Origin of the sequence: Roseinatronobacter sp. S2, from assembly GCF_029581395.1 — a bacterium.
GTDB lineage: Bacteria > Pseudomonadota > Alphaproteobacteria > Rhodobacterales > Rhodobacteraceae > Roseinatronobacter.
Genome location: NZ_CP121113.1, coordinates 2,560,182 through 2,580,927, shown reverse-complemented (window position 1 = coordinate 2,580,927; position 20,746 = coordinate 2,560,182). Strand labels below are relative to the sequence as shown.

21 protein-coding genes and 1 pseudogene are annotated in these 20,746 nt (G+C 60.2%); 14 read left to right on the top strand and 8 right to left on the bottom strand.

What is annotated here, in order from left to right:
• Positions 1–11: 11 nt before the first annotated feature.
• Positions 12–161 carry a hypothetical protein gene (locus tag P8S53_RS12340; RefSeq protein ID WP_277804270.1) on the bottom strand — a complete coding sequence of 50 codons (150 nt, stop codon included), beginning with the start codon at positions 159–161 and terminating at the stop codon, positions 12–14.
• Between the two features lie 108 nt (positions 162–269).
• Entirely contained in the window at positions 270–1,157 is an 888-nt protein-coding gene (locus tag P8S53_RS12335) for a helix-turn-helix domain-containing GNAT family N-acetyltransferase (protein ID WP_277804269.1), read from the bottom strand.
• Positions 1,158–1,292: 135 nt separating this feature from the next.
• On the opposite strand from P8S53_RS12335, the gene P8S53_RS12330 reads away from it, so the two are divergent.
• Genes P8S53_RS12330 through P8S53_RS12320 form a run of 3 tightly spaced genes read left to right on the top strand, consistent with a single transcriptional unit; the run spans position 1,293 to position 2,999 of the window.
• Positions 1,293–1,835 carry a hypothetical protein gene (locus P8S53_RS12330; RefSeq protein WP_277804268.1) on the top strand — a complete coding sequence of 181 codons (543 nt, stop codon included), beginning with the start codon at positions 1,293–1,295 and terminating at the stop codon, positions 1,833–1,835.
• Positions 1,832–2,452 (top strand): GNAT family N-acetyltransferase, encoded by a 621-nt coding sequence (locus P8S53_RS12325; protein WP_277804267.1) that lies wholly within the window; start codon positions 1,832–1,834, stop codon positions 2,450–2,452. The genes P8S53_RS12330 and P8S53_RS12325 overlap by 4 nt, the downstream gene beginning before the upstream one ends.
• Positions 2,436–2,999 carry a TetR/AcrR family transcriptional regulator gene (locus P8S53_RS12320; RefSeq protein ID WP_277804266.1) on the top strand — a complete coding sequence of 188 codons (564 nt, stop codon included), beginning with the start codon at positions 2,436–2,438 and terminating at the stop codon, positions 2,997–2,999. Before P8S53_RS12325 ends, P8S53_RS12320 begins: the two co-directional genes overlap by 17 nt.
• A gap of 220 nt (positions 3,000–3,219) precedes the next feature.
• Here P8S53_RS12320 and P8S53_RS12315 read toward each other — a convergent pair whose 3' ends face one another.
• Positions 3,220–3,657 (bottom strand): GyrI-like domain-containing protein, encoded by a 438-nt coding sequence (locus tag P8S53_RS12315; protein ID WP_277804265.1) that lies wholly within the window; start codon positions 3,655–3,657, stop codon positions 3,220–3,222.
• 58 nt (positions 3,658–3,715) lie between these two features.
• Here P8S53_RS12315 and P8S53_RS12310 point away from each other — a divergent pair, with 58 nt between their 5' ends.
• Positions 3,716–4,216, top strand: coding sequence for an Rrf2 family transcriptional regulator (locus tag P8S53_RS12310; RefSeq protein ID WP_277804264.1), 501 nt, complete (start codon positions 3,716–3,718; stop codon positions 4,214–4,216).
• 184 nt (positions 4,217–4,400) lie between these two features.
• Here P8S53_RS12310 and P8S53_RS12305 read toward each other — a convergent pair whose 3' ends face one another.
• Entirely contained in the window at positions 4,401–4,940 is a 540-nt protein-coding gene (locus P8S53_RS12305) for a glyoxalase superfamily protein (protein WP_277804263.1), read from the bottom strand.
• Between the two features lie 498 nt (positions 4,941–5,438).
• Between P8S53_RS12305 and P8S53_RS12300 the strand changes: the two genes are divergently transcribed.
• The 5 genes and pseudogenes from P8S53_RS12300 (at position 5,439) to P8S53_RS12280 (ending at position 8,100) form a co-directional block, all read left to right on the top strand.
• Entirely contained in the window at positions 5,439–6,401 is a 963-nt protein-coding gene (locus P8S53_RS12300) for an MATE family efflux transporter (protein ID WP_277804262.1), read from the top strand.
• Entirely contained in the window at positions 6,398–6,829 is a 432-nt protein-coding gene (locus tag P8S53_RS12295; protein ID WP_277804261.1) for a glyoxalase superfamily protein, read from the top strand. The genes P8S53_RS12300 and P8S53_RS12295 overlap by 4 nt, the downstream gene beginning before the upstream one ends.
• Positions 6,830–6,992: 163 nt before the next feature.
• Positions 6,993–7,115, top strand: a pseudogene (locus tag P8S53_RS12290) (DUF2274 domain-containing protein); the annotation flags it as partial.
• Positions 7,116–7,191: 76 nt separating this feature from the next.
• Complete coding sequence (locus P8S53_RS12285; protein ID WP_277804260.1) at positions 7,192–7,680, top strand: DUF6088 family protein; 489 nt, start codon at positions 7,192–7,194, stop codon at positions 7,678–7,680.
• A 108-nt stretch (positions 7,681–7,788) separates the two neighbouring features.
• Positions 7,789–8,100 carry a nucleotidyl transferase AbiEii/AbiGii toxin family protein gene (locus P8S53_RS12280; protein WP_277804259.1) on the top strand — a complete coding sequence of 104 codons (312 nt, stop codon included), beginning with the start codon at positions 7,789–7,791 and terminating at the stop codon, positions 8,098–8,100.
• Positions 8,101–8,182: 82 nt separating this feature from the next.
• Here P8S53_RS12280 and P8S53_RS12275 read toward each other — a convergent pair whose 3' ends face one another.
• Positions 8,183–8,731, bottom strand: a complete 549-nt coding sequence (locus P8S53_RS12275; RefSeq protein ID WP_277804258.1) for a hypothetical protein — start codon at positions 8,729–8,731, stop codon at positions 8,183–8,185.
• 332 nt (positions 8,732–9,063) lie between these two features.
• Here P8S53_RS12275 and dusA point away from each other — a divergent pair, with 332 nt between their 5' ends.
• Positions 9,064–10,074 carry a tRNA dihydrouridine(20/20a) synthase DusA gene (dusA, locus tag P8S53_RS12270; RefSeq protein WP_277804257.1) on the top strand — a complete coding sequence of 337 codons (1,011 nt, stop codon included), beginning with the start codon at positions 9,064–9,066 and terminating at the stop codon, positions 10,072–10,074.
• A gap of 28 nt (positions 10,075–10,102) precedes the next feature.
• Here dusA and P8S53_RS12265 read toward each other — a convergent pair whose 3' ends face one another.
• Positions 10,103–10,447 (bottom strand): DUF6477 family protein, encoded by a 345-nt coding sequence (locus P8S53_RS12265; protein ID WP_277804256.1) that lies wholly within the window; start codon positions 10,445–10,447, stop codon positions 10,103–10,105.
• A 194-nt stretch (positions 10,448–10,641) separates the two neighbouring features.
• Here P8S53_RS12265 and P8S53_RS12260 point away from each other — a divergent pair, with 194 nt between their 5' ends.
• Entirely contained in the window at positions 10,642–11,721 is a 1,080-nt protein-coding gene (locus P8S53_RS12260; protein ID WP_277804255.1) for a DUF6456 domain-containing protein, read from the top strand.
• 330 nt (positions 11,722–12,051) lie between these two features.
• Here P8S53_RS12260 and P8S53_RS12255 read toward each other — a convergent pair whose 3' ends face one another.
• Together P8S53_RS12255 and P8S53_RS12250 are read right to left on the bottom strand one after the other, a co-directional pair.
• Positions 12,052–13,902 carry an ABC-F family ATP-binding cassette domain-containing protein gene (locus tag P8S53_RS12255; RefSeq protein WP_277804254.1) on the bottom strand — a complete coding sequence of 617 codons (1,851 nt, stop codon included), beginning with the start codon at positions 13,900–13,902 and terminating at the stop codon, positions 12,052–12,054.
• Between the two features lie 121 nt (positions 13,903–14,023).
• Positions 14,024–14,884, bottom strand: a complete 861-nt coding sequence (locus P8S53_RS12250; RefSeq protein ID WP_277804253.1) for a DsbA family protein — start codon at positions 14,882–14,884, stop codon at positions 14,024–14,026.
• Between the two features lie 253 nt (positions 14,885–15,137).
• On the opposite strand from P8S53_RS12250, the gene P8S53_RS12245 reads away from it, so the two are divergent.
• The 3 genes from P8S53_RS12245 to prfB all read left to right on the top strand — a co-directional run bounded on the left by P8S53_RS12245 (position 15,138) and on the right by prfB (position 20,652).
• Positions 15,138–16,412: an N-acetylmuramoyl-L-alanine amidase gene (locus P8S53_RS12245; RefSeq protein WP_277804252.1), complete on the top strand. Its 1,275-nt coding sequence runs from the start codon at positions 15,138–15,140 to the stop codon at positions 16,410–16,412.
• Positions 16,413–16,553: 141 nt separating this feature from the next.
• Positions 16,554–19,109, top strand: a complete 2,556-nt coding sequence (locus P8S53_RS12240) for a penicillin-binding protein 1A (RefSeq protein WP_277804251.1) — start codon at positions 16,554–16,556, stop codon at positions 19,107–19,109.
• Between the two features lie 415 nt (positions 19,110–19,524).
• On the top strand, positions 19,525–20,652 hold the full coding sequence (prfB, locus tag P8S53_RS12235) for a peptide chain release factor 2 (RefSeq protein ID WP_277804250.1): 1,128 nt from the start codon (positions 19,525–19,527) through the stop codon (positions 20,650–20,652).
• Positions 20,653–20,746 lie beyond the last annotated feature (94 nt).

Sequence of the window (20,746 nt, the reverse complement as noted above, 5' to 3'; positions counted from 1 at the left end):
AATGGCCATTCTCAGACATTCGCGGCCCAGGTCACATATTCCGCCTGATCCGCAGCGCCTGACAGGTGCCAGAGCGGATCACCGGGAAGGCCCGTTTCAAAGCCGTCGGCCAGAAGGGCGGGGATCAGGGCAGGGGTTTCGAACTGGCTGTAATAGGGCACGGACATGCCCCCAAGCTACCCGTCCGCAACGGCGACGCAACGCCGATTTTACCCTGCTCGCCCGACAGGGTGGGTGAGCATGTGCCCAGAGCTGCATCGCTGCGGGCATCACCGCTTATCCGTCAGCCGCTTTTCAAAGAACAGATCCGGGTAGGGGTCGTCATTGAAGCGCGCAATCTCAACCCAGCCCGTTGCGCGATAAAGCGCGACGGCCTCGTGCAATGCACTGTTGGAATCAAGCCGCAGCACCGCCACGCCGATGTCGCGCGCGCGGTTTTCCAGCGCGTGCATCAGCCGCCGCGCCAGCCCCAGCCCGCGTGCTGCCGGTGACACCCAAAGCCGCTTGACCTCGGCATAGCCCTTGTCCGTGCCTTTTAGTCCTGCGCAGCCAAGCGGCAGGCCGTCCGATGTGGCAATCACGAAGGTGCCGCGCGGGGGGCGCATGTCCTGTGCATCAGGGTCGCTGGAGCGCGCCACGTCAAACCCCTGTTCGAACCGCGCCGCCAGTTCCGCGTAATAGGCATTCATGCAGGCCTGCGCGCTCGGGTGCCTGGGATCGACCGCATCCAGCGTGATGCGGTCCTTGCCCAGGGCAGAGGCCACCATATCCATCGCCGCCAGAAGCTTGTCGGGGGCTGTGTGTTTTGCCAGCATCTCAAGGGCCTGCGCATCGGCCAGCGCCTCATAGGCGGCATATTCCTGCGCGCCTGCGGCTGTCAGCCGCACGCGCCGACGCCTGCTGTCATCCGCGCCGGGCTCAACTTCGATCAGCCCCTCTGCCTCCAACCCCCGCAACAAACGGCTCATCAACCCGGAATCCAGCCCCAGATAGGCGCGTATCCCGCTGACCTCGGCCCGCCCGCCACCAATCGCGTTGAGCACGCGGGCAGGGCCAAGCGGGCGGCCCCGGCCAAGGAAGGAGGTGTCCAGCAGGCCGATTTCAGTGGTCACAGCGCGCTGGAAACGGCGGATACGGGCGATCTGGTCTGTTGTCATGGCATGGCTCCAATATTACTGACTTTAGTCAGATATAATAGGTAGGCGCAAGGGGGGCATCCATTTCAGCAATGGCTTGACCTTACATTCTGAAACCATTAAATACCGGACGTCCGGTTTTTTATGGTGATCACAGTGACATTCCAAATTCCAAAGCTGTTGCACGAAGTTCTGGGCGAGAGACAATCGCCGCTTGCGCTGCTGGCAGTGGCTGCGGCCTGCGTCGCGGGTATTGGTCTTTGGGGTCAGCATATTCTGATCAGCGATGACATCGCGCTTTGGAGACAGGTCATTGCGCTAATTTTGTTCGTTGACATCATCGCCGGGGCGGTCGCCAACCTGACACGCGGAACCAATGCGTTCTACGCGGTCAGGCCGCTGCATCGCTGGGGCTTCATTGCCCTCCATATCCACCTGATCGCGTTTGCCGCTCTGCTTGACCTGCCGCTTGCCCCCTATGTCGTGATATGGGCCTATACGATCGGCGGCGCCATCCTGCTGAACGCCCTGTTCGCGCGTCAGGACCAAAGGGTGCTTGCAGGCGTGATCGTGGTGATCGGGTGGATGGCGCTTCCGCTGATGGTGTCCGATCCGGTCGGGCTGGTGGCGTCTGCGTTGTTCATCTTCAAGGTCTGCTACGCTTTCGCGGTCGATCACCAGAAGGCAGTGACCGGATGAGTCGTGAACTGGTGCCGGTTGCCGCCGCGCAGGCCGTGCCCATCCTGACCGAGGCGTTTGCGAAAGATCCGGTGTTCGCCTATTTCACCGGATCAACCGCATCTCTGGCCCAGACGCCAAAGTGCTTGCAGATCATGAAAACCATCACGCAGCTTCACGCTTTGTCCGGGCAGCCCGTCTGGGGCTGGCGTGTCGATGGCCGGATCATGGGGTGTGCGCTTGTTGAGGATCGCCCCGATGCGTTCCGGCAGGCAGTTGCTGTACTGCGCACGCTACCAGCCTTCTTACGGTTGCCGCTGAGGGTTCTGTTGCGCCTCAATGCCTATTCCGCGCGAAGCAAGCGTGGACAGCCCGAAGGTGTATCCCATTTTCTGGCGCTGCTGGGCCTGTCTGATCAGGCGCGCGGCAAAGGGCAGGGGCGACGCTTTCTGGCGGCATTGCACGCGCAGTATGGCCCGGCTGCGCATTGGGCACTGGACACTGAGAACCCCGCCAATCTGCCGTTTTACGAAAGGCTTGGATACCGGCTTTATGCGCAGGAAACCCTTGGCCCTGTGACCATGTTCAAACTCCACCGCCCCCCTCAGACAGGTATTCCAGATGAAAACCAGCCCTGACGCGCTTTTGTCGATTGCCTTCAGGCTGTTCGTGACAAAAGGCTATAACGAGACAAGCATGCAGGAGCTGGCGAAGGTAAGCGGCATGTCGAAGGGCGCCTTTCACCACTATTTCCCGCGCAAGCAGGATATTCTTGACGCCTGCCTGAAACGCTTTTTTGTAGATTTTCTGCCCGACGCTGACATGGGCGCAGATCAGAACGTCACTGTTCTTGCCCGTGATATCGCTATGAAATACGCGCAAGCGCTGGTGTTGATGGTCGAGCAGGGCATCCCCCTTGCCGCGTATCAGGCGTTTCTCTGGTCGCAGATGCGCGACGCGCCGGAATTGTTCGCCGCGAGGCAGGTTGGATTCATCGGGCATCTGACGGATGCGTTCGAGCGCCTGCACCCGGGAAGGGGGCAAGCACTGGCGCGCAGGTTCTTTGCCCTGATCGAGGGGACGGGCGTGTTCTTTTCGGTAAACCCGCCGGATGATGCACAGGAGATCCCGCGTGCATTCGACGCAATGACAACCGAATTTTTCGAAGGTCTTGCCCGGAGGTAGCGTCTGCCCGATGCACCGCTTCCGCGGTTTACGGCCCCATATGCCCAAGCGCTTGTCGAATGCCGTGCATCTTTGACTCGATGTAACGGGTTTTCTGAATCCTGTCAGTGGGCCGTGACAGGCAATCCTGACCTTCGATCCGGAGCGCACGAATATCTGGTGTGCGGGACGAAGCGCCATTTCGCTGCGGCTGCGCCAATGTCCGCACTGGCAAGCTAAGTCAGGACCGCACGCCTACCTTTACGCTTACTGCTTCGGGATCGGCGGCATCGTAGACATCGTAATCTGCGAGATATGATCGGTCGAGGTCGCCGCCCCAAATGGCTTGCCATTGAGAGATCAACGACTGCGGCTGCGGACCTTTCACTTCGTATATGACGACAGGCTGTCTGGGTACGTCGGCACGATGAAGACCCTCTGGTACATCTGCCGACAAGACTCGGTAGCCGATGGTCATGCGGTATGGGTCCATGAAACCACCTTTGTAGTCATGGTAGACGCAATACACGTCGTCGGAAGCATCGGCCCCGACCTTTGTGCGAACATCGTTCGAATGGAAGGACTCCCAAAGCGCCCCAATAGCTGCTGGGTCGTCGTTTCTGACCACTTTTGACAGGCCAACAACCGCGAACCCCCCTTGCTCTTGCACGTGAGACATTCTGCTTTCCTTTCGCTTCGTACGGGATAAACTAAGATATGTTTTATCGGAGTTTGTAATGCAGCTTTCGGAAACTGTCGAGTGGGGACTTCATGCCTGCCTTGCCCTTGCCATGATGCCTGACGGCACGCGCATTCCGGCGCGCGCTTTGGCGGAGTACTACGGGATCAAACCTAGTTACTTCTCCAAGGCGATGCAGAAGCTCGTAGCTGCTAAGATCATTCAATCTGTGGAAGGTCGGTCTGGTGGGTTGGCCATGGCGAAACCAGCTGAAGATGTTTCACTTCTCCAAATCGTGATGGCTTTGGAGGACCATAAAACCTTCTTCCGCTGCACCGAAATCCGCCAGAAAGGCCCGTGCGCTGTGGCATCAGAACACTACCGAACGCCCTGCAACATCGCGCGGGTTATGCACAAGGCGGATGCCGAATGGCGGCGTGTTCTTGCGACAACCAGTCTTGCGGATTTGAGGCAATCCGCCGCCGCCGAACCCATCCCCGGTGTAAATGAGGCAACACAGGACTGGCTCACTGAAACTGGCGCTGTCCGGGGACTCTAGATGCAGTTTCAAGGTGGCAGAGGTGCGTGCGTGAAATCCGACATTCTGGCTTCTTGCCGCATTGGTTAAAGTGGGCTCGTTCCTGCCTTGCGGCGCTGCAGCACGCGAAACGCCGTCCGGCTGGCAGTTGTGCGGGACGAAGCGGACATCTAGTTCTGAAGCCACTTCGCCTTTGTGAAAAAGCCTACTCGTCCTGCTGACAGAATCGGATACGGTTCCCAAACGGATCGTTCACCTGCATTTGCAGCCCCCACGGCAGAGCCTCCAGGCCGGGGCGATTGTAAGCATACTGTTTCTCTGCAAGCTCCCGATGGAACGCACGGATGTTCGCGGTTGCCACGAAAACATTCGCACCTGGGCTGGCATCCCCATGATGCTCGGAAAGATGCAGACTTAGGTCACCCCGTTCCAGCCCGACGTAGAGCGGCATCCCCTCGGAGAAGCGATGCTCGAATGCCACCTGAAAGCCCAGAAACCCGCAGTAGAACTCCCTTGCTTTCTTTTCGTCGAATATGCGCAGAATTGGGCTACAGCGCATAAAGCGCACCTGGTCTGGGGATGTGTGCTTCTGGTCCAGCCGCGCGCTTGCGGTGTTCCAGTCGGCATGGCCCAAGGCTTTGGCCACAAGTTCCAGAGACTTGGAATGAGGGATGTCTATCCCGTCTGAAGAAAGGGCAGCACGAAGCTGCCGCGCCATGGATTTGGCTTGATCGGCGTTTGTCATCACACTCTCCTGCCAGTGAACGCGCACGGTGCTCGCATTGCCGATAGTCACTGGACGGGGGTTTGTGTGATACGTCCGCGATGCTTTCACCTTGCCCTGCGGGCGCGAGCGGCTGGCAGCATGAACCGATTGTCAAAAAGCCAGACTCCGGCTCTTCAGTCAAGCGAGATGTTTGCTTCAAGGACGGCTCGTTCCTGCCGTTCGCTGCATTTTCCATGAATGACCGCCTAGCCCCGGCCCATCCTCCCTGTCCGCCTGGCCCGCGTGCCTCGTGGGTGCGGCATTTCGGGAACAGAAGCTGACGTGCAATCAGTGCCCCATATTGCCTTGCAGGCGGGTCCCTTGTATCGGAACGGCAAGGTGCCGGGCACCTGCCGCCTGCGGACGCGAGTCACGGTGAAGCCCGGAGCAAGACGACATCTCACCCTCGAAGCATTTCGCAGGTGGGTAATGCAGGCCCCCCTCCCGATACGGAATGCCTCTCTGGAGGAGTGAGCGATGTCTGTCAGACGCGCTGCCAATACAATTGAAAACCCTTTTCTGACCCTGCCGGTCAGACGATTATTTCTGTCCAACGCCCTTCCCATGGCGGTGGTCATGTCAACTGGCGGCCTGCTGAACGTGGCAGCAAATTACATTGCGATCGTGATCCTCGATCTTGGAATCGCAGGATCAGCGATCGGAACGGTGGCGGCGCAGGCACTCGGCTTGGCGCTGCTTGTGTTGGTGCGTAAACGCGACCCCGCCCTTTTGCCACTTGGTGCGATCCGGCACGCAAGCTGGCTGACAGGCTGGCGGCAGATCCTCTCGTTAGGGCTGCCATTGTGCCTGAGCTTCATCGGAATGGCGCTTGTGGCCAGCACCGTCCTGCTTGCCATCGGCAACACTGCCCCGGCACACGACACTTATGTCGCAGCCTACGGGGTGGTGACGCGCGTCCTTGGTCTGGCCTTCCTGCCGCAGATGGCCATCGCGTTGACCACCCAGAGTATCACCGGGAACAATGTCGGCGCAGGCCGCATGGACCGGGCGCACGCGGCCCTGCGGCTCGCCATAGGGTGCGCGTTTCTGTGGTGTATGGGCGTGGCACTGACGGGTATGCTGGCAGGTGAAACGCTCGGTGCGCTGTTTTCCGAAGATCAGGAGGTCATCACGGCAGTTGGTGCAATCATGCGCCCCATGACAGCGCTCTACGCCGTCACCGGGCCGATCCTTGTAATTGCCATGCATTTTCAGGCGATGGGGCATCCGCTGCGAACCGCTGTGCTGACTCTGGTGAAACCCTGGCTGCTGACGCCTGTGCTCATCATCGCCCTGAACACGCACTCGGGCCTTTCAGGCCTTTGGGTTGCGTTTCCTGTCGCAGATGCCGCCCTGCTTCTCGTGGCTCTGACGCTCATTTTTCGGGGCCGCGTATTTGGCGCTGCCCCCACGACACTGCTTGCCAAGGAGGGATCATGACACAGCTATCACTCGATACCGTCAAGGCACAGGCCAAAGCCCTCCGGCAGGCGCTGCAAGCCGGGGGCACTGTCGTCAGCCATGCGCAGGCCCTTGAGCTTATCGCCCGGCAACACGGGGCACGGGACTGGAACACGCTGCATGCCCGGCTCACCCGGCAGAACGCGCCCCCCGAGCTTGCTTTCGGTGACCGCGTGGCCGGGTATTATCTGGGTCAGGCTTACACCGGCGAAATCGTCGCCTTGTCAGGACCGGCAGGCCATCGTCAGGTAGAGATCAAGCTCGACCAGCCGATTGATACCGTCCGGTTTGAAAGCTTCTCGAACTGGCGCCACCGCATCCGTGGCACGCTCGACGTGGACGGTCGTAGCCATCGCAGAACATCGGATGGCGCACCGCATCTGATCGTGGAAAAGGCACCGCCCTGATTTCGGAGGGGAGGGCGGAGGTGCAATCATTGTGCAATCCGGCGGGCGGCGTAGTCCCCGACCAACGCGGCAAACGGTAGAAGTGTTCGTCAATTGACACTCTGACGGAGTGCGCACGCTCACGGCCCCGCCGTGTCCACGCCTGCGCTGATCAGTGATCTCGGTGCTGGCACGGCAGTCCGGCCAGTCCGGCATCGATCCGGTCAAGCTTATCGTGCCGATGCTGGAGCGGTTCATCGCCACGGATCGCGGTTTCGCCAGGGGGCGGCGGCAGCCAAAGTCTTGAGTATCAATATGTTGATAGTCTTCAAATGTCCGTAATTTGCATGCATATTTCGGACATGGCAGCAGCTATATCAGACTTGAAGACCGCGATCCTCATGCGCATCGAAAACGGTGCGACAAGAGGGGTCTGGACACCGCGAGACTTCCTCGATCTTGGCGCGCGCGACGCCGTGGACAAGACACTACAGCGGCTGACACGCGGTGGAAGTTTGCGGCGGGTGGATCGGGGGCATTACGACAAGCCATCGTTCAACACTCTGACACAGAACAGCAATCCTCCCGACCCAAGACAGGTTATCGAGGCCATCGCCCGGCGGAACCAGATCCGCGTGCTGGTCGACGGTATGACCGCCGCCAATGATCCCGGGCTTACAAATGCAGTTCCCGCGAAGGTCGTCGTGCACGCGGATGCGCGGCTCAAATCGATCTCGCTTGGACAACCCGGAATCACGCTTAAGCCAACCGCCGCGAGCAAGCTGTACTGGGCCGGCCTTGCGCATCGTCCAGGCATTGCATTGGCTACGGGACACCATGGGCCAGGTCGATCACGACGCAATTCTTCATGATCCGAAAGATGGACCATTGCTCCGGGCGCACCTGTTGGCTGGGCTGTCGACGTTGCCGGGCTGGATGCAGAAACCGTTGCGGCCGATGCTGAAAGAAGAGGCCGACACATGATGAACTCTGCATTCGATCAGGTCATCGCAGCCGACGATGAGACGCGGCGGGGTCTATATGCGACGACGGCGCAACGCCTCGGGACGACGCCCCAGAACGTCGAAAAGGACTTCTGGGTTTGCTGGACCCTTGATGCGCTCTTCAATGGTTTGGCAGACCGGCCACGCTTGCTGTTCAAGGGCGGCACGTCGCTCTCCAAAGGGTTTGGCCTGATCAAGCGCTTCTCGGAAGTTATCGCTGAACTTGAAACGGCTTTGAAGGCCCCGGCGGAAGGAGCTGAAGAAAGCGGCGGCCACGAACATGGGTAGAAAAACAAAAGCCCCAAAAGGTAAGGGGAATTCTGAAGCTTGGCGAGGAGCTGAGAATGGTCGACTTGAAAGCGAGGTTCCGTTAAATTTCGACTTCCAGCGAATGTCGGCATCGGTAACTGCGAGTCCCCGCAACCAGGGCTTGGGCTGCTTCCGCCAAGAGGCATCGGCGGTCAACGTCGAGATCACTCCACTCCACCCGACAGATTTCGTCAAGCCGCATAGCGGTGGCGACTGCGAATTGCACGATACGCGTCATGGGCAAGGTCAGACGTGTGTTCGCGTCCAAGCACTGGAAGAGGCGGTTCAGTTCTAGCGTCGTCGGGCGATGGTCCCGCTCAATACCCTTACCGATCAGGCCAAGACGCTTCAGGGCAATACGGGCCAGATCGACCGCCTCTGTTGATATCTCCACCCCATGAACAGCAGCGGCATGGGTCAGGATCATCTTGATCACGCCGATATCAATACCCAGCGTCACCGGGCCGGCACCCTGATCTGCCCGGTTGCGACCATACTCGATCAGTTTGGGGCGATCGAGGTGGCCGATCTTCTCCTTGCCCAGGGCGCGCTTCAGAGACGCAAGCGTTGCTGCCTTGGCTCGCGACGAGGTGGTTTCCCTACAGCGCACATATCGGCTATATGAAGGTCAACCAGGTCGCCGAAAGTGTGCAGACGGGTGACGGACGATCTGTTGGGCGGCAGCCCCTGATCGACCAGAGTCTCGGCTTGGACAGCGCCCATTTCTGGGCGTCGTCGCGACGCAAGAAAGTTTCGCTCGCGTGAGCCGACCCTTTCGTCTGATCTGGACCCGGTAGGCACCGGAAGGTAACTTGGTGATAGAGGCCATTTTCGTGTGCGCTGTGTGTGCAATGAGTCGTCGTAAAGTGGAAAACTCGGGGATATCGGGGCGTATTCCAGAGTAGAGGCAAGCTTGGTCAATGAATTTAAGATACGGTAAAAATGAAGAAAAATCAATCACATAGACTGTCTATTGCGCCGATGATGGACTGGACCGACAGGCATTGCCGGTTCTTTCATCGCCAGTTGTCGCGACACAGCCTGCTGTATACCGAAATGGTGACAGCACCCGCTTTGGTGCGTGGCGGGGCGCTGCATTTGCTGGAGCATTCCCCTGCCGAGCATCCGGTTGCATTGCAGCTTGGCGGATCTGACCCGCGCGAGCTGGCGCAGGCGGCACAGCTTGGCTGGCAAGCGGGGTACCCGGAAATCAACCTGAACTGCGGTTGCCCGTCTGACAGGGTGCAGTCGGGCAGTTTTGGCGCTGTGTTGATGGAGCATCCGGCGCTTGTGGGCGAGATTTGCGCGGCCATGATTGCGGCCTCTCCGGCCGAGGTGACGGTGAAATGCCGCATTGGTGTTGATGACCAGATCCCGCAGACAATCCTGCCCGTGTTTCTGGAAACGCTGTCACAGGCGGGCGTGCGCCGCGTGATCATTCATGCCCGCAAGGCGTGGCTGCAAGGGCTTTCGCCCAAGGATAACCGCGAAATTCCACCGCTGGATTACCCGCTGGTGCTGGCGATGAAGGCCGCGTTTCCTCATCTTCATATTTCCATCAATGGGGGGATCACGTCGCTGGCGCAGGCCTGCGCGTTGTTGGATCAGGGGCTGGACGGTGTCATGGTCGGGCGGGCCGCTTACCAACGGCCTGCCGATATTTTGCAAGATGCCGACCGCCTGATTTTCGGCGATACAGGGCCGGGCCGCGACGCGTTTGCAGTGGTGGATGCGATGCGCCCCTATATTCGGCAGGAATTGTCCAAAGGCGTGCGGCTGGCCAGCATCACGCGCCATATGCTGGGGCTGTTCGCGGGCAAACCGGGCGCGCGCGCGTGGCGTCGCGCCCTGTCGGAGCATGCCCACCGCGCGGGCGCGGGCACCGAAGTTCTGGACATGGCGCTTGACGCGCTGCACGCATCGGCCACACCCGACACGGCCGCGCCAGCCTGATTACGAAAACCACACGATATTTTCGCGATCAATCGGCACCCGCCTTTGCGCGCAAGCCAAGCGTGCCATGCAATGGGGCGATTTGCATGTCCTTCAGGGAGCGGGTTTCGGACATCAGCGCGGCCATGACAAGAACATGATCTGCCGCGCGCCAGCCTGCCTCATGCCTGCGCCGCGCATGATCCATCATCGCTTCGATTAGTGTCAGCCGCTGCACTGCATCGTGCACGGGCGGCAGGACGCTGGCAAAGGGGAGTTCCAGAAGCTTGGGCAGAAGCGTGTCGCGCCGATACTCGCACATTGCATGACGTGCCGCCACAACCAACAGGCGAGGGCGGATTGTTGTTTCCAGACTGGTGCGCAATGATTTCATTCCCAAACTCCTTTTTCATCAATGGGTTTATCTTGACATGAAATCGCAGGGTGTTGCGCTGGTGCGTTTGCAGCGCGCGATGCGTTCAGCAGGGTTTATCGTTTCACGGCCATGATCACAGGCACTCCGATTGTTTAGGAATCGGTAACCAATGCAACCTTAGGTGGTGGGGGTGAAAAAGGAGCCTGATCCTGATGAGTGCAAAGCCTTGCCTGCCCGCAGAATGTGCCCCCCCTTGCGCTGATGCGCTACCGGATTGGGTGCCCGAAGGGGTCAGGGTGTATCTGTCACATACGGCGGGCGGGATGTCGTTGCGCGCACTTGCGCGCAGTCGCGGATGCCACGCATCCACGATCATGCGGCAGGTGCGCAGGTTTGAAAACCGACGCGATGATCCGCTTGTCGATGATGCCCTAAGCCGGTTGGACGCGGCAATGCGCCGACTGCTCAACAGCCAATATGCAAGGGAACCTGCTATGACGATTGCCACTTCTGTGCCGATTTGCACTGTTGCGCCAGATGCCGGGGATGATGCGCAGACAATAGATGTGCTGCGCCACCTGAAAACACCGGGCGCGGTTCTTGTGGTTGCACCGGACATGCCAAAGGCCGTGGTGATGGTGGAAACCGCCCGCGGCCAGACCCAGCGCATTGCCGTGCTGGACCGCAATATCGCCGAAGTCATGGCCCTGCGCGACTGGATCAGTTGTTCGCGCCCCGGTCGTGTGTCGTGCTACAGCATTACCGCCATGGGCGAGGCTGCTTTGCTGGCGCATGGGGCAAATGACCCGCGTGCCCCGCATATCGGCGCGCCCGATACGGGCAGGCGCGCGCGCTATGGTCAGGCCGAAAGCCCGATCAGTATATTGGCGCGGCGCCGTGAAAAAAACGGCGATCTGTTCCTGCACCCTGATCTTGTGTGCGTGGCAGAACGCCTGCGCGAAGATTTTGTCATGGCGCAGCTGGAGAAGATGCCCCTTCAGCCGTGCGATAACTTCATCAAGGCACTGGAGGGGCGCAGGTTGCAAGGCGCGAATATTGCCAAACCAGGCACGCGGGCCGCGCGTTTGCGTGTTCTGGACATGCTGCGCGATCTGGGGCCGGGCTTGGGCGATATCGCATTGCGCTGTTGTTGTTATCTGCAAGGGGTAGAAGCCGCCGAAACTGCGCTGGAATGGTCCGCGCGCTCTGGCAAGATCGTGCTGCGTATTGCATTGCAAAGGTTGAAATGCCGCTATGACGCGACGGGCCGCGACGATATGCTGATTGGCTGAACATGCGGGGGGGGGGGCACGCGTTTAACGGGGGCCGGTTTGTGGTTGCTGGCTATCTTGGCGCGCTTGACCGGAAACGGCAGATTGCATAAGCGACAGTAGTTCGATGCGGCCTGATTGCGCCGCGGTTTTGAACATCCCAAGGCGCGGAGCAAAGGGCTTCAGCCCGCCCCGCCATCGGCGGGCCGTCCCGCGGCCTGCCGATTTGGCTGATCGCAGTCCAAGCCCATGATGTCGGAGTATGCAGCCTGCATAAAGTGAACTTCACCAACGCCGGATCGGCAGACCCCGGCCCCCCGCTGGCGCAGGCCTACCTGCCACAACGCAGCTTCAGGCGTTTTGCGCCCCGTCCAGTGCTTCCTGTGCGGCCACCCACATGGTTTCGGCGCGGTCCAGCGCGTCCATCACTTCGGCGTATTTGCGTTGCCACACACCCAGATCCCCTTCGCGGCCCTGTTCATACAGTTCCGTGTCAGCCAGCTTGGTGGCCAGTTTGCTGCGCATGTCTTCCAGCTTTTCGATGCGGGCTTCGGCCTTGCGCAACTCACTGCGCAGGTTGGAAATATCTTCGCGGCTGGCGCGTTTGGGCTTGGGGGCACTGGGTTTTTCGCGCGCGGGCTTGTCGTCATTGGACAGCAAAAACGCACGATAGCTTTCCAGATCGCCCTCATAGGGGGTGACCTTGCCGCCCGATACCAGCCACAGCCGGTCGGCGACCAGCGACAAAAGATGCATGTCATGGCTGACCAGAACTACCGCGCCGGTGTATTGTGTCAATGCATCAACCAACGCTTCGCGCGATTCGATGTCAAGGTGGTTGGTCGGTTCGTCCAGAATCAGCATATGCGGCGCATCCAGCGTGGCCAGCAGCAGCGACAGGCGCGCTTTTTGCCCCCCCGACAGTCGCGCAACCACGGTTTCTGCCTGATCCGCCATCAACCCGAAACCGGCCAGCCGCGCGCGCAGGCGGGGTTGCGCTTCGGTGGGGCGCATGCGTTGCAGGTGTTGCAGGGGCGTCTCATCCAGTTCCAGTTCATCCACCTGATGCTGCGCGAAATAGCCCACACGCAGCTTGTTGGCGCGCGTCACCTGACCATTGCCATCCAGCTTGTCGGCCAGCAGTTTGGACAGGGTGGATTTGCCTTCGCCATTGCGCCCAAGCAGGGCGATGCGGTCGTCTTGGTCAATGCGCAATTCCAGCCCGCGCAGAACGGGTGGGCCACCATACCCGACCGACACCCCGTCCAGCCGCAGAATGGGTGGCGACAGTTCTTCTGGCGCGGGAAAGGTAAAGACATGGCGCGCGGCTTCCGCAGGCGGGGTAATCGGCGTCAGTTTTTCCAGCATTTTCAGGCGCGACTGCGCTTGCTTTGCCTTCGACGCCTTCGCGCGGAACCGGTCCACAAATTTCTGCATATGGTCGCGTTTAAGGGATACTTTCTGCGCCTCGGCGGCCAGAACGGCGCGCTGTTCGGCGCGGGTGCGTGCGAAAGTGTCGTAGCTGCCTGCATAAAGCGTCAGTTTGCGGTCTTCCAGATGCAGGATATGGCTGACGGCCCGGTTCAACAAACCGCGATCATGGCTGATGATAAGTACCGTGTGCGGGTATTTCGCCAGATAACTTTCCAGCCACAGCGCGCCTTCAAGGTCCAGATAGTTGGTCGGTTCATCCAGCAGCAGCAAATCGGGCTGCGCAAACAGCACCCCCGCCAGCGCAACACGCATCCGCCATCCGCCTGAGAAATCCGAACAGGGGCGCGCTTGTGCGGCTGTGTCGAACCCCAGGCCCTTCAGGATGGAGCTTGCACGCCCTTCGGCAGACCAGGCGTCAATATCGGCCAGACGGGTCTGCACAGCGGCAATGCGGGCGGGGTCGGTGGTGGTTTCGGCCTCGGCCATCAGGGCTGCGCGTTCCACATCGGCTTGCAGCACTGTTTCAAGCAGCGATGTCGATGAGGACGGCACTTCCTGTGCCACGCCCCCGATGCGCGCGCGCGATGGCAGCGTGATCGCCCCCCCTTCCAGCGGCAGATCACCCCGGATCATGCGAAACAGCGTGGTTTTGCCCGATCCGTTGCGCCCGACCAGCCCGACCTTGTGGCCCGTGGGAATATTGGCCGAAGCCCCCTCGAACAGGGGCCGACCATCGATAGAGAATGAGATGTCGTCAATATGCAGCATGGCCGCGAAGTGCCTGTAAATTGGCGGGGCGTCAAGGTGGCCTATCGCATTGCAGACATGAAAACCCCCGGCGCGGGCAGGACCGGCCGGGGGGATGCAAGGCCCGAATGGGGCGCTGCTGTCAGTCGCGCAGGTTTTCAGCAACCAGCGCCAGCGTGTCGGCAGGAACAAAGCCGCGCAGGAATTCGGTTTCCATGATGAAGCTGGGCGTGCCGCTGATTTGCAGCCGCTGCGCCAGCATGCGGTTTTCTTCCAGAATGGTGGTGATCGCGTCATCATCCAGCATGGCCAGCACATCATCCCCGTCAAGGCCCAGATCTTCGGCCAGATCGGTCAGCATTTCGGGGGTGTAGCGCCCTTCATACTGGATCAGCGCGGAATGTGCGTCGCCATATGCCGCGTCGCCCGCCATTTGCTTGACTGCGATGGCGAAACGCGATGCCAGTTCGGAGTCCGGCCCAAGAATGGGGAACTCCTTGATGATCAGGCGGACATTGCCGTCTTGTTCCAGAAAACTGGTCACTTCAGGATAGGCGCGTTTGCAAAACCCGCACTGGTAATCCATGAATTCCACAAGGGTCAGATCGCCATCAGGGTTGCCGCCAACCCATGAATGCCCGTCATTGAAAATTTCGTCATAATTGGCGTCAATCAGCGCAAGGTCCATATCGGCCTGCGATGCGGTGTTGCGCATTTCATATTCGGCGACAGCCTCGAAAATAACTTCGGGGTTTTGCAGCAGATAACTGCGCACCTTCTCGCCAAATTCGGCATCAACGGCAACGGTATCGGGGACTGGCTGTGCGCCCAGATCGGCCAATGCGGCATCTGCGTTGTCCACCTCGGTGGCAAGTGTTGCCTGATCGTCTGGCGATGGGTCCAATGCTGTGGACCCACCGGCGCTGGACAATACCAGAACCCCAAGGGCCGCCGCCGCCATGCAGGTTCCGATCAGGGCGGTGTCGGTCACGGGAAGGGTCATGCGCTACTCCTTGCTAAGATGGCCTGTTCGCAATGTCTGCGCAGGCCGGAAAAACTGAACTTTGATACCTTAAACCCTGTGAAACGGTCAGAATCAACCCAAAGGGTGCGGACAAATCGACGCTTTCGCAGAATTGATCACAGGAATGTCCGCTCAGGCCGGGAAAGGCGGTGCAAGGTGGCGAAGGGCATTTGCGAATGCCGGTGTTCGGTGTAGGATTGGACGAAACAATGACAGCTAGGCAGGCAGGGTCGTGAACGGGCGCAAGAACACAATTCCGCAGGGCAGGGCGGTGGCTTTCGGGTGCCTGCTATTGCTGGTGGCCTTGTTGGTCGCCATGCCTGCGGACGCGCAAAACCGTCTGGTCGCCCAAGCCCGCATTCTGCCCGAGGGGTCCAGCCTTGACGCGGACGGCGATGGCGGCATTGTGCTGGACGTGGCGCTTAGTCAGGCCGTGCCCTACCGCGTGCGGACCCTCGGCATGCCGCCGCGGCTGGTGCTGGATCTGGGAACAGTAGACTGGGCGCAGGCGGGCGATGTGTTTGACCAACCCGTGCGCGGGGTGCGCGACATCCGCAAAGGGGCGCTTGGCAATGGCTGGGCACGGCTGGTGATGGACCTGACAGGCCCGTATCTGCCCGGGCAGGTTGAACAACGCATTGACCCCGAAACAGGGCAGGCGGGTATTCATGTGGCGCTGGTGCAGGTGCCGATGGACGAGTTCGAGCGCCGCGCCACGGACGAGCAGGTTTTTCTGTCGCGCAATCCGGCGGGCCTGCTGCATCCGCAATCCGCGCGCGAGGCCAGTGCGGCGGACGGACGCACAAAGCCGGTGGTCATGCTGGACCCCGGTCATGGCGGCGTCGATCCGGGTGCGGAACGCGACGGCGTGCGCGAGTCCGATCTGGTGCTGACATTCGCGCGCATCCTGCGCGAAGAACTGCTGCGCCGTGGTCAGGTTGATGTCGCAATGACACGCGATGCAGACATCTTCGTGTCGCTTGACGGGCGGATACGGGCCGCGCGGGCGGCGGGCGCCGATCTGTTCATTTCCTTGCATGCCGATGCCTTGCCCGAAGGGCTGGCCACCGGCACGGTTGTCTACTTGCTGGGCGAGGATGAAGGCGACGCCGCCGCCGCGTATCTGGCAGAACGCCATGACCGCGCGGACCTGCTGGCTGGTGTCGACCTGACGCGCAACAGTGATGAAATTGCGCGCGTGCTGATGTCGGTTGCGTGGCAGGACACGGCACCGCGGTCGCGCACACTGGCCGATGCGCTGGTCGCTGAAATTGGACAAACCGGCTTGCGGCTGCACCGCCGTCCCGTTCAGGCGGGTGCGTTCAGTGTGCTGCGCGCGCCTGACATGCCGTCGGTTCTGATGGAACTGGGGTTCATGTCCAGCCCGCGCGATCTGGCCAATCTGCGCGATCCTGACTGGACATCAAGCATGGCCGGTGCGATTGCCGATGCTGTGGAAACATGGCTGCTGGACGACAAGGCGCAGGGGCTTTTGCGCCGGCAATAGCCCGACAACAGCACCGCCTGCTTTGCCGCGTTTCAATGCGTATGGGCGGGTCGGCGGAAACCCGAAATCGTGAAGCACAGGTTTTTGACCTGCGTGATGAATGCGCGTATAAGCGCGCCAACTGTTCCAAGGGGGCCACGCGTGCTCAGAACGATTCTATCCTTTTTCGGCGGGCTTTTCAGTTTCGCGATCACCGCTGTGTTTTTTGTTGCGCTTGCCATTGGCGGCGTATTCTGGATGTATGGGCAGGATTTGCCCAGTCATGAACAACTGGCCAATTACACCCCCCCCACAATCAGCCGCATCTATTCCGGCGAGGGGCGGTTGATCGATGAATTCGCCATTGAACGGCGGCTTTTCACCCCTGTATCAGATATTCCCGATCTGGTGAAAAATGCCTTCATCAGCGCCGAAGACAGAAATTTCTATGCCCATGCCGGTTTTGACCCGCGCGCGATTGCGGTCGCGGGCTATGAAGCGGTTGTGTCGCGCGGGCAGAATGTGCGCGGGGCGTCCACGATCACGCAACAGGTGATGAAAAACTTCCTGCTGTCGGGCGACCGCACGGGCGAGCGTAAGATCAAGGAACTGATCCTTGCATCCCGCGTGGAAGGCACCCTGAACAAGGACCAGATTCTTGAACTTTACCTGAACGAAATTTTTCTGGGCCAGAATTCCTATGGCGTGACCGCCGCCGCGCAGACCTATTTCAACAAGACGCTGGATGAATTGGAACTGCACGAAGCCGCCTTTCTGGCAGCGCTGCCGCAGGCACCGTCGAATTATCATCCGGTGCGCAACCGCGACCGCGTGACGTCACGGCGCAACTATGTGTTGGGGGAAATGTTGCGCAATGGCCATATTTCGCGCGAAGAGCATGACATTGCGCGCGATCAGCCCCTTCTGACTGTGCAATCAGGCGATTTTTCCAGCCCGCGCGACATTATTCCGCCGCGTGATTATTTCACCGATGAAGTGCGCCGCCAGCTTTCGGGCACGTTTGGCGAAGAGGAATTCTTCACCGGCGGGCTAAGCATTCGCGCGACCATTGACCCCGATATGCAAACCCATGCCGCCCACGCGCTGCAACGCGCGCTGGAAAACTACGACCGCAGCCAGGGCCAGTTGCGCCCCAGTGGCGAGCGGCTGGAAGCGGAAGATCTGGGGGATGAAGACACATGGCGCGCCGCACTGGCCCGCGTCGAGGTGGCACGCGATATTACCCTTGGCGGGCGCTGGTATCCTGCTGTTGTTCTGGAGGCTACGGCCGATCAGGTGCGACTGGGCATTGAAGCTGTGCGCAGCGATCAGGACGCGCCGCATGTCGTGGACCGCCCGGACATTAATTGGGCGCGTGGGTCGCTATCCGATAACCTGTCGGTGGGTGATGTCGTCCATGTGCGCCGTGTCACCAATGATTCCGGTGAATTTCAGCGCTGGTCCTTGCGGCAGGTGCCCGAAGTGCAGGGCGGGTTGATGGCGATGGATGTTAATACCGGCCGCGTCATTGCCATGCAGGGCGGCTTTTCCTACGAGGATTCGGTGTTTAACCGCGCCACGCAGGCACAACGCCAGCCCGGTTCTGCGTTCAAGCCGTTTGTCTATGCCGCAGCACTGGACAGCGGGTTCACCCCCGCCACAATCGTGATTGATGCGCCTATCGAAGTTGAAACTGTTCAGGGGATCTGGCGTCCCACCAATGCAACCAACCAGTTTTACGGGCCGACACCTGTGCGCACGGGAATCGAGATGTCGCGCAACCTGATGACTGTGCGTCTGGCGCAGGAAATCGGCATGGATGTTGTGGGCGGCTATTCCGAACGCTTCGGGGTTTATGACCGGTCGCAACACTTTCTGGCGGCGGCGCTGGGCAGTCAGGAAACGACGCTGTTCCGGATGGTCGCGGCCTATGCCATGTTTGCCAATGGCGGTGAACGGGTGGAACCCACACTGGTGGACCGTGTGCAGGACAGGTGGGGCCAGACCGTCTACCGCCACGACCAGCGCAATTGCGTTGATTGCAACGAGGCCAACCTGCCCGAAGGGCGCGGGCTGTGGATCACATCGCAGCGTCAGCGCGTGATGGATGCGGTCACAGCCTATCAGCTGACCTCGATGATGGAAGGCGTTGTGCAGCGCGGCACGGCTGCGCGCACCGTCAATCTGCCGGTGCCGACGGCAGGCAAAACCGGCACCACCAATGAAGCGCGCGATGTCTGGTTCGTGGGTTACACGTCCAATATCGTTGCGGGCTGCTACATTGGTTATGACCAGCCGCGTCCACTGGGTCGCGGGGCAGGGGGCGGCACCATGTGCGGCCCAGTGTTCAACGAATTCATGCAAGAAGCGGTCAAGAAATACGGTGGCAGCCGCTTCCGTGTGCCGTCTGGCGGGTATTTCATCAATATCGACCGCAATACAGGCGCAAGACTGCCTGAAGGCGCAAGCGGCGCGAATGTGATTGCCGAATTCTTCCGCGAAGGTGTCGAGCCGATCTTTGGTCTGGCGGCTATTATTGACGGTGGTTTCGCACTGGGCGGGGATTTGCCGATGTTCGAGCCGGGCGAGTCGTATGAAGAATTGCAGCGCGAGGATTCCGGCCGTGGGCAGTTGCCGGACGGCACCACCAGCGACGGGGGCGGCAGCACGGCCCCGTCGGCCAGCTTTGGCACGGTGTCAACGGGTGGGCTGTATTAGGAAGAAGGTTTGGACGGGCGTTAGCGGGGTTGATCTGTGCCCTTTTGCGGACATCGGGAAAGCCCCAAGGCGCGGAGCAAAGGCCGCAAGGCCGCCGCGCCATCGGCGGGCCGTCCCGCGGCCTGCCGATTTGGCCAGCGACACGCCAAGCGGTTTAAGTAAGGGATATGCAGCTTGCATAAACTGCGCGTCTCAAATGTCGGACCGGCAGACCCCGGCCCACCGCTGGCGCGGGCTTACTCCAAGCGTGAATGACTGCAAATGACCAATAACAACCGTAACCGATGATGTTACCGTGGTTTCCGGCAATGAACCGGCAGCTTGCAAACAGGATCACAGCTTGGATGGCTTGCCCCTGATGCGTGGTCACGCTATGCACAGGCCCAGCTTTCAGCTTCAGGAATGGACGATACCCATGCGCGCAGAGACGCTTAGCACCATTGACGCGATCCGCAAATCACTGGCCTTGCTTGGTCAACGGATGGATATCGAAACAGCACCGCACCGGCTGGAAGAATTCGATGCGATGACTGAAAACCCCGACCTGTGGAACGATCCTGCACGCGCGCAGGCCCTGATGCGTGATCGCCGCCTGCTGGCCGATGCGTTGGGCACTTACCGCAGCATCGCGCAGGAACTCGAAGATCAGATGGGCCTGATCGAGTTGGGAGAAGCAGAAGGCGACACCGAAATCGTGGCCGAAGCCGAAGAAGAACTGCGCAAACTGGCCAAATCTGCCGCCGCCAAGGAACTGGAGGCGCTGCTGAACGGCGAGGCGGACAGCAACGACACCTTCCTTGAGATCAACGCAGGCGCGGGCGGCACCGAAAGCTGTGACTGGGCGTCGATGCTGGCGCGCATGTATGTGCGCTGGGCCGAAAAGAAGGGCTATACGGTTGAGCTGATGTCAGAAAGCGCGGGCGAGGAAGCGGGCATCCGGTCTGTGGCCTACAAGATTTCCGGTCACAACGCCTATGGCTGGCTGAAATCGGAATCCGGTGTGCACCGTCTGGTGCGGATTTCGCCTTTCGACGGCTCGGCGCGGCGGCACACATCGTTCAGCTCTGTCTGGGTCTATCCGGTGGTTGATGAGAATATTGAAATCGACATCAACCCGTCTGACATCCGCATTGACACCTACCGGTCTTCGGGCGCGGGTGGTCAGCACGTCAACACGACCGACTCGGCCGTGCGGATTACGCACATACCGACCGGCATTGTCACCACATCCAGCCAGAAATCGCAGCACCAGAACCGTGAAATCGCCATGAATGCGCTGAAATCGCGGCTTTATGAAATGGAATTGCGCAAGCGCACCGAAGCGATTGAAGCCGCGCATGATGCCAAGGGCGATGCTGGTTGGGGCAACCAGATCCGGTCCTATGTCCTGCATCCCTATCAGATGGTAAAGGATTTGCGCACGAGCTATGAGACATCGGACACGTCGGGGGTGCTTGATGGCGCGCTGGACGGGTTCATGGCGGCCACGCTGGCGATGGATGTGTCCGGCAAAACGCGGGCCGAGGCAAACGCAACCGATTGATGTGCAGATTGCGCGCGCCTGCACGGTTCAGGGACGAATACACGCGCCCCTCAAGCTGAATTTGCTTGCATGACACATTGTCGCAGTCCTATCC

Excerpts from the sequence above, each read along its gene's own strand:
- P8S53_RS12335 (WP_277804269.1), bottom strand. The coding sequence starts at position 1,157 with ATGACAACAGACCAGATCGCCCGTATCCGCCGTTTCCAGCGCGCTGTG.
- P8S53_RS12325 (WP_277804267.1), top strand. The coding sequence starts at position 1,832 with ATGAGTCGTGAACTGGTGCCGGTTGCCGCCGCGCAGGCCGTGCCCATC.
- P8S53_RS12320 (WP_277804266.1), top strand. The coding sequence starts at position 2,436 with ATGAAAACCAGCCCTGACGCGCTTTTGTCGATTGCCTTCAGGCTGTTC.
- P8S53_RS12315 (WP_277804265.1), bottom strand. The coding sequence starts at position 3,657 with ATGTCTCACGTGCAAGAGCAAGGGGGGTTCGCGGTTGTTGGCCTGTCA.
- P8S53_RS12310 (WP_277804264.1), top strand. The coding sequence starts at position 3,716 with ATGCAGCTTTCGGAAACTGTCGAGTGGGGACTTCATGCCTGCCTTGCC.
- P8S53_RS12305 (WP_277804263.1), bottom strand. The coding sequence starts at position 4,940 with ATGACAAACGCCGATCAAGCCAAATCCATGGCGCGGCAGCTTCGTGCT.
- P8S53_RS12300 (WP_277804262.1), top strand. The coding sequence starts at position 5,439 with ATGTCTGTCAGACGCGCTGCCAATACAATTGAAAACCCTTTTCTGACC.
- P8S53_RS12295 (WP_277804261.1), top strand. The coding sequence starts at position 6,398 with ATGACACAGCTATCACTCGATACCGTCAAGGCACAGGCCAAAGCCCTC.
- P8S53_RS12280 (WP_277804259.1), top strand. The coding sequence starts at position 7,789 with ATGATGAACTCTGCATTCGATCAGGTCATCGCAGCCGACGATGAGACG.
- dusA (WP_277804257.1), top strand. The coding sequence starts at position 9,064 with ATGAAGAAAAATCAATCACATAGACTGTCTATTGCGCCGATGATGGAC.
- P8S53_RS12265 (WP_277804256.1), bottom strand. The coding sequence starts at position 10,447 with ATGAAATCATTGCGCACCAGTCTGGAAACAACAATCCGCCCTCGCCTG.
- P8S53_RS12260 (WP_277804255.1), top strand. The coding sequence starts at position 10,642 with ATGAGTGCAAAGCCTTGCCTGCCCGCAGAATGTGCCCCCCCTTGCGCT.
- P8S53_RS12255 (WP_277804254.1), bottom strand. The coding sequence starts at position 13,902 with ATGCTGCATATTGACGACATCTCATTCTCTATCGATGGTCGGCCCCTG.
- P8S53_RS12250 (WP_277804253.1), bottom strand. The coding sequence starts at position 14,884 with ATGACCCTTCCCGTGACCGACACCGCCCTGATCGGAACCTGCATGGCG.
- prfB (WP_277804250.1), top strand. The coding sequence starts at position 19,525 with ATGCGCGCAGAGACGCTTAGCACCATTGACGCGATCCGCAAATCACTG.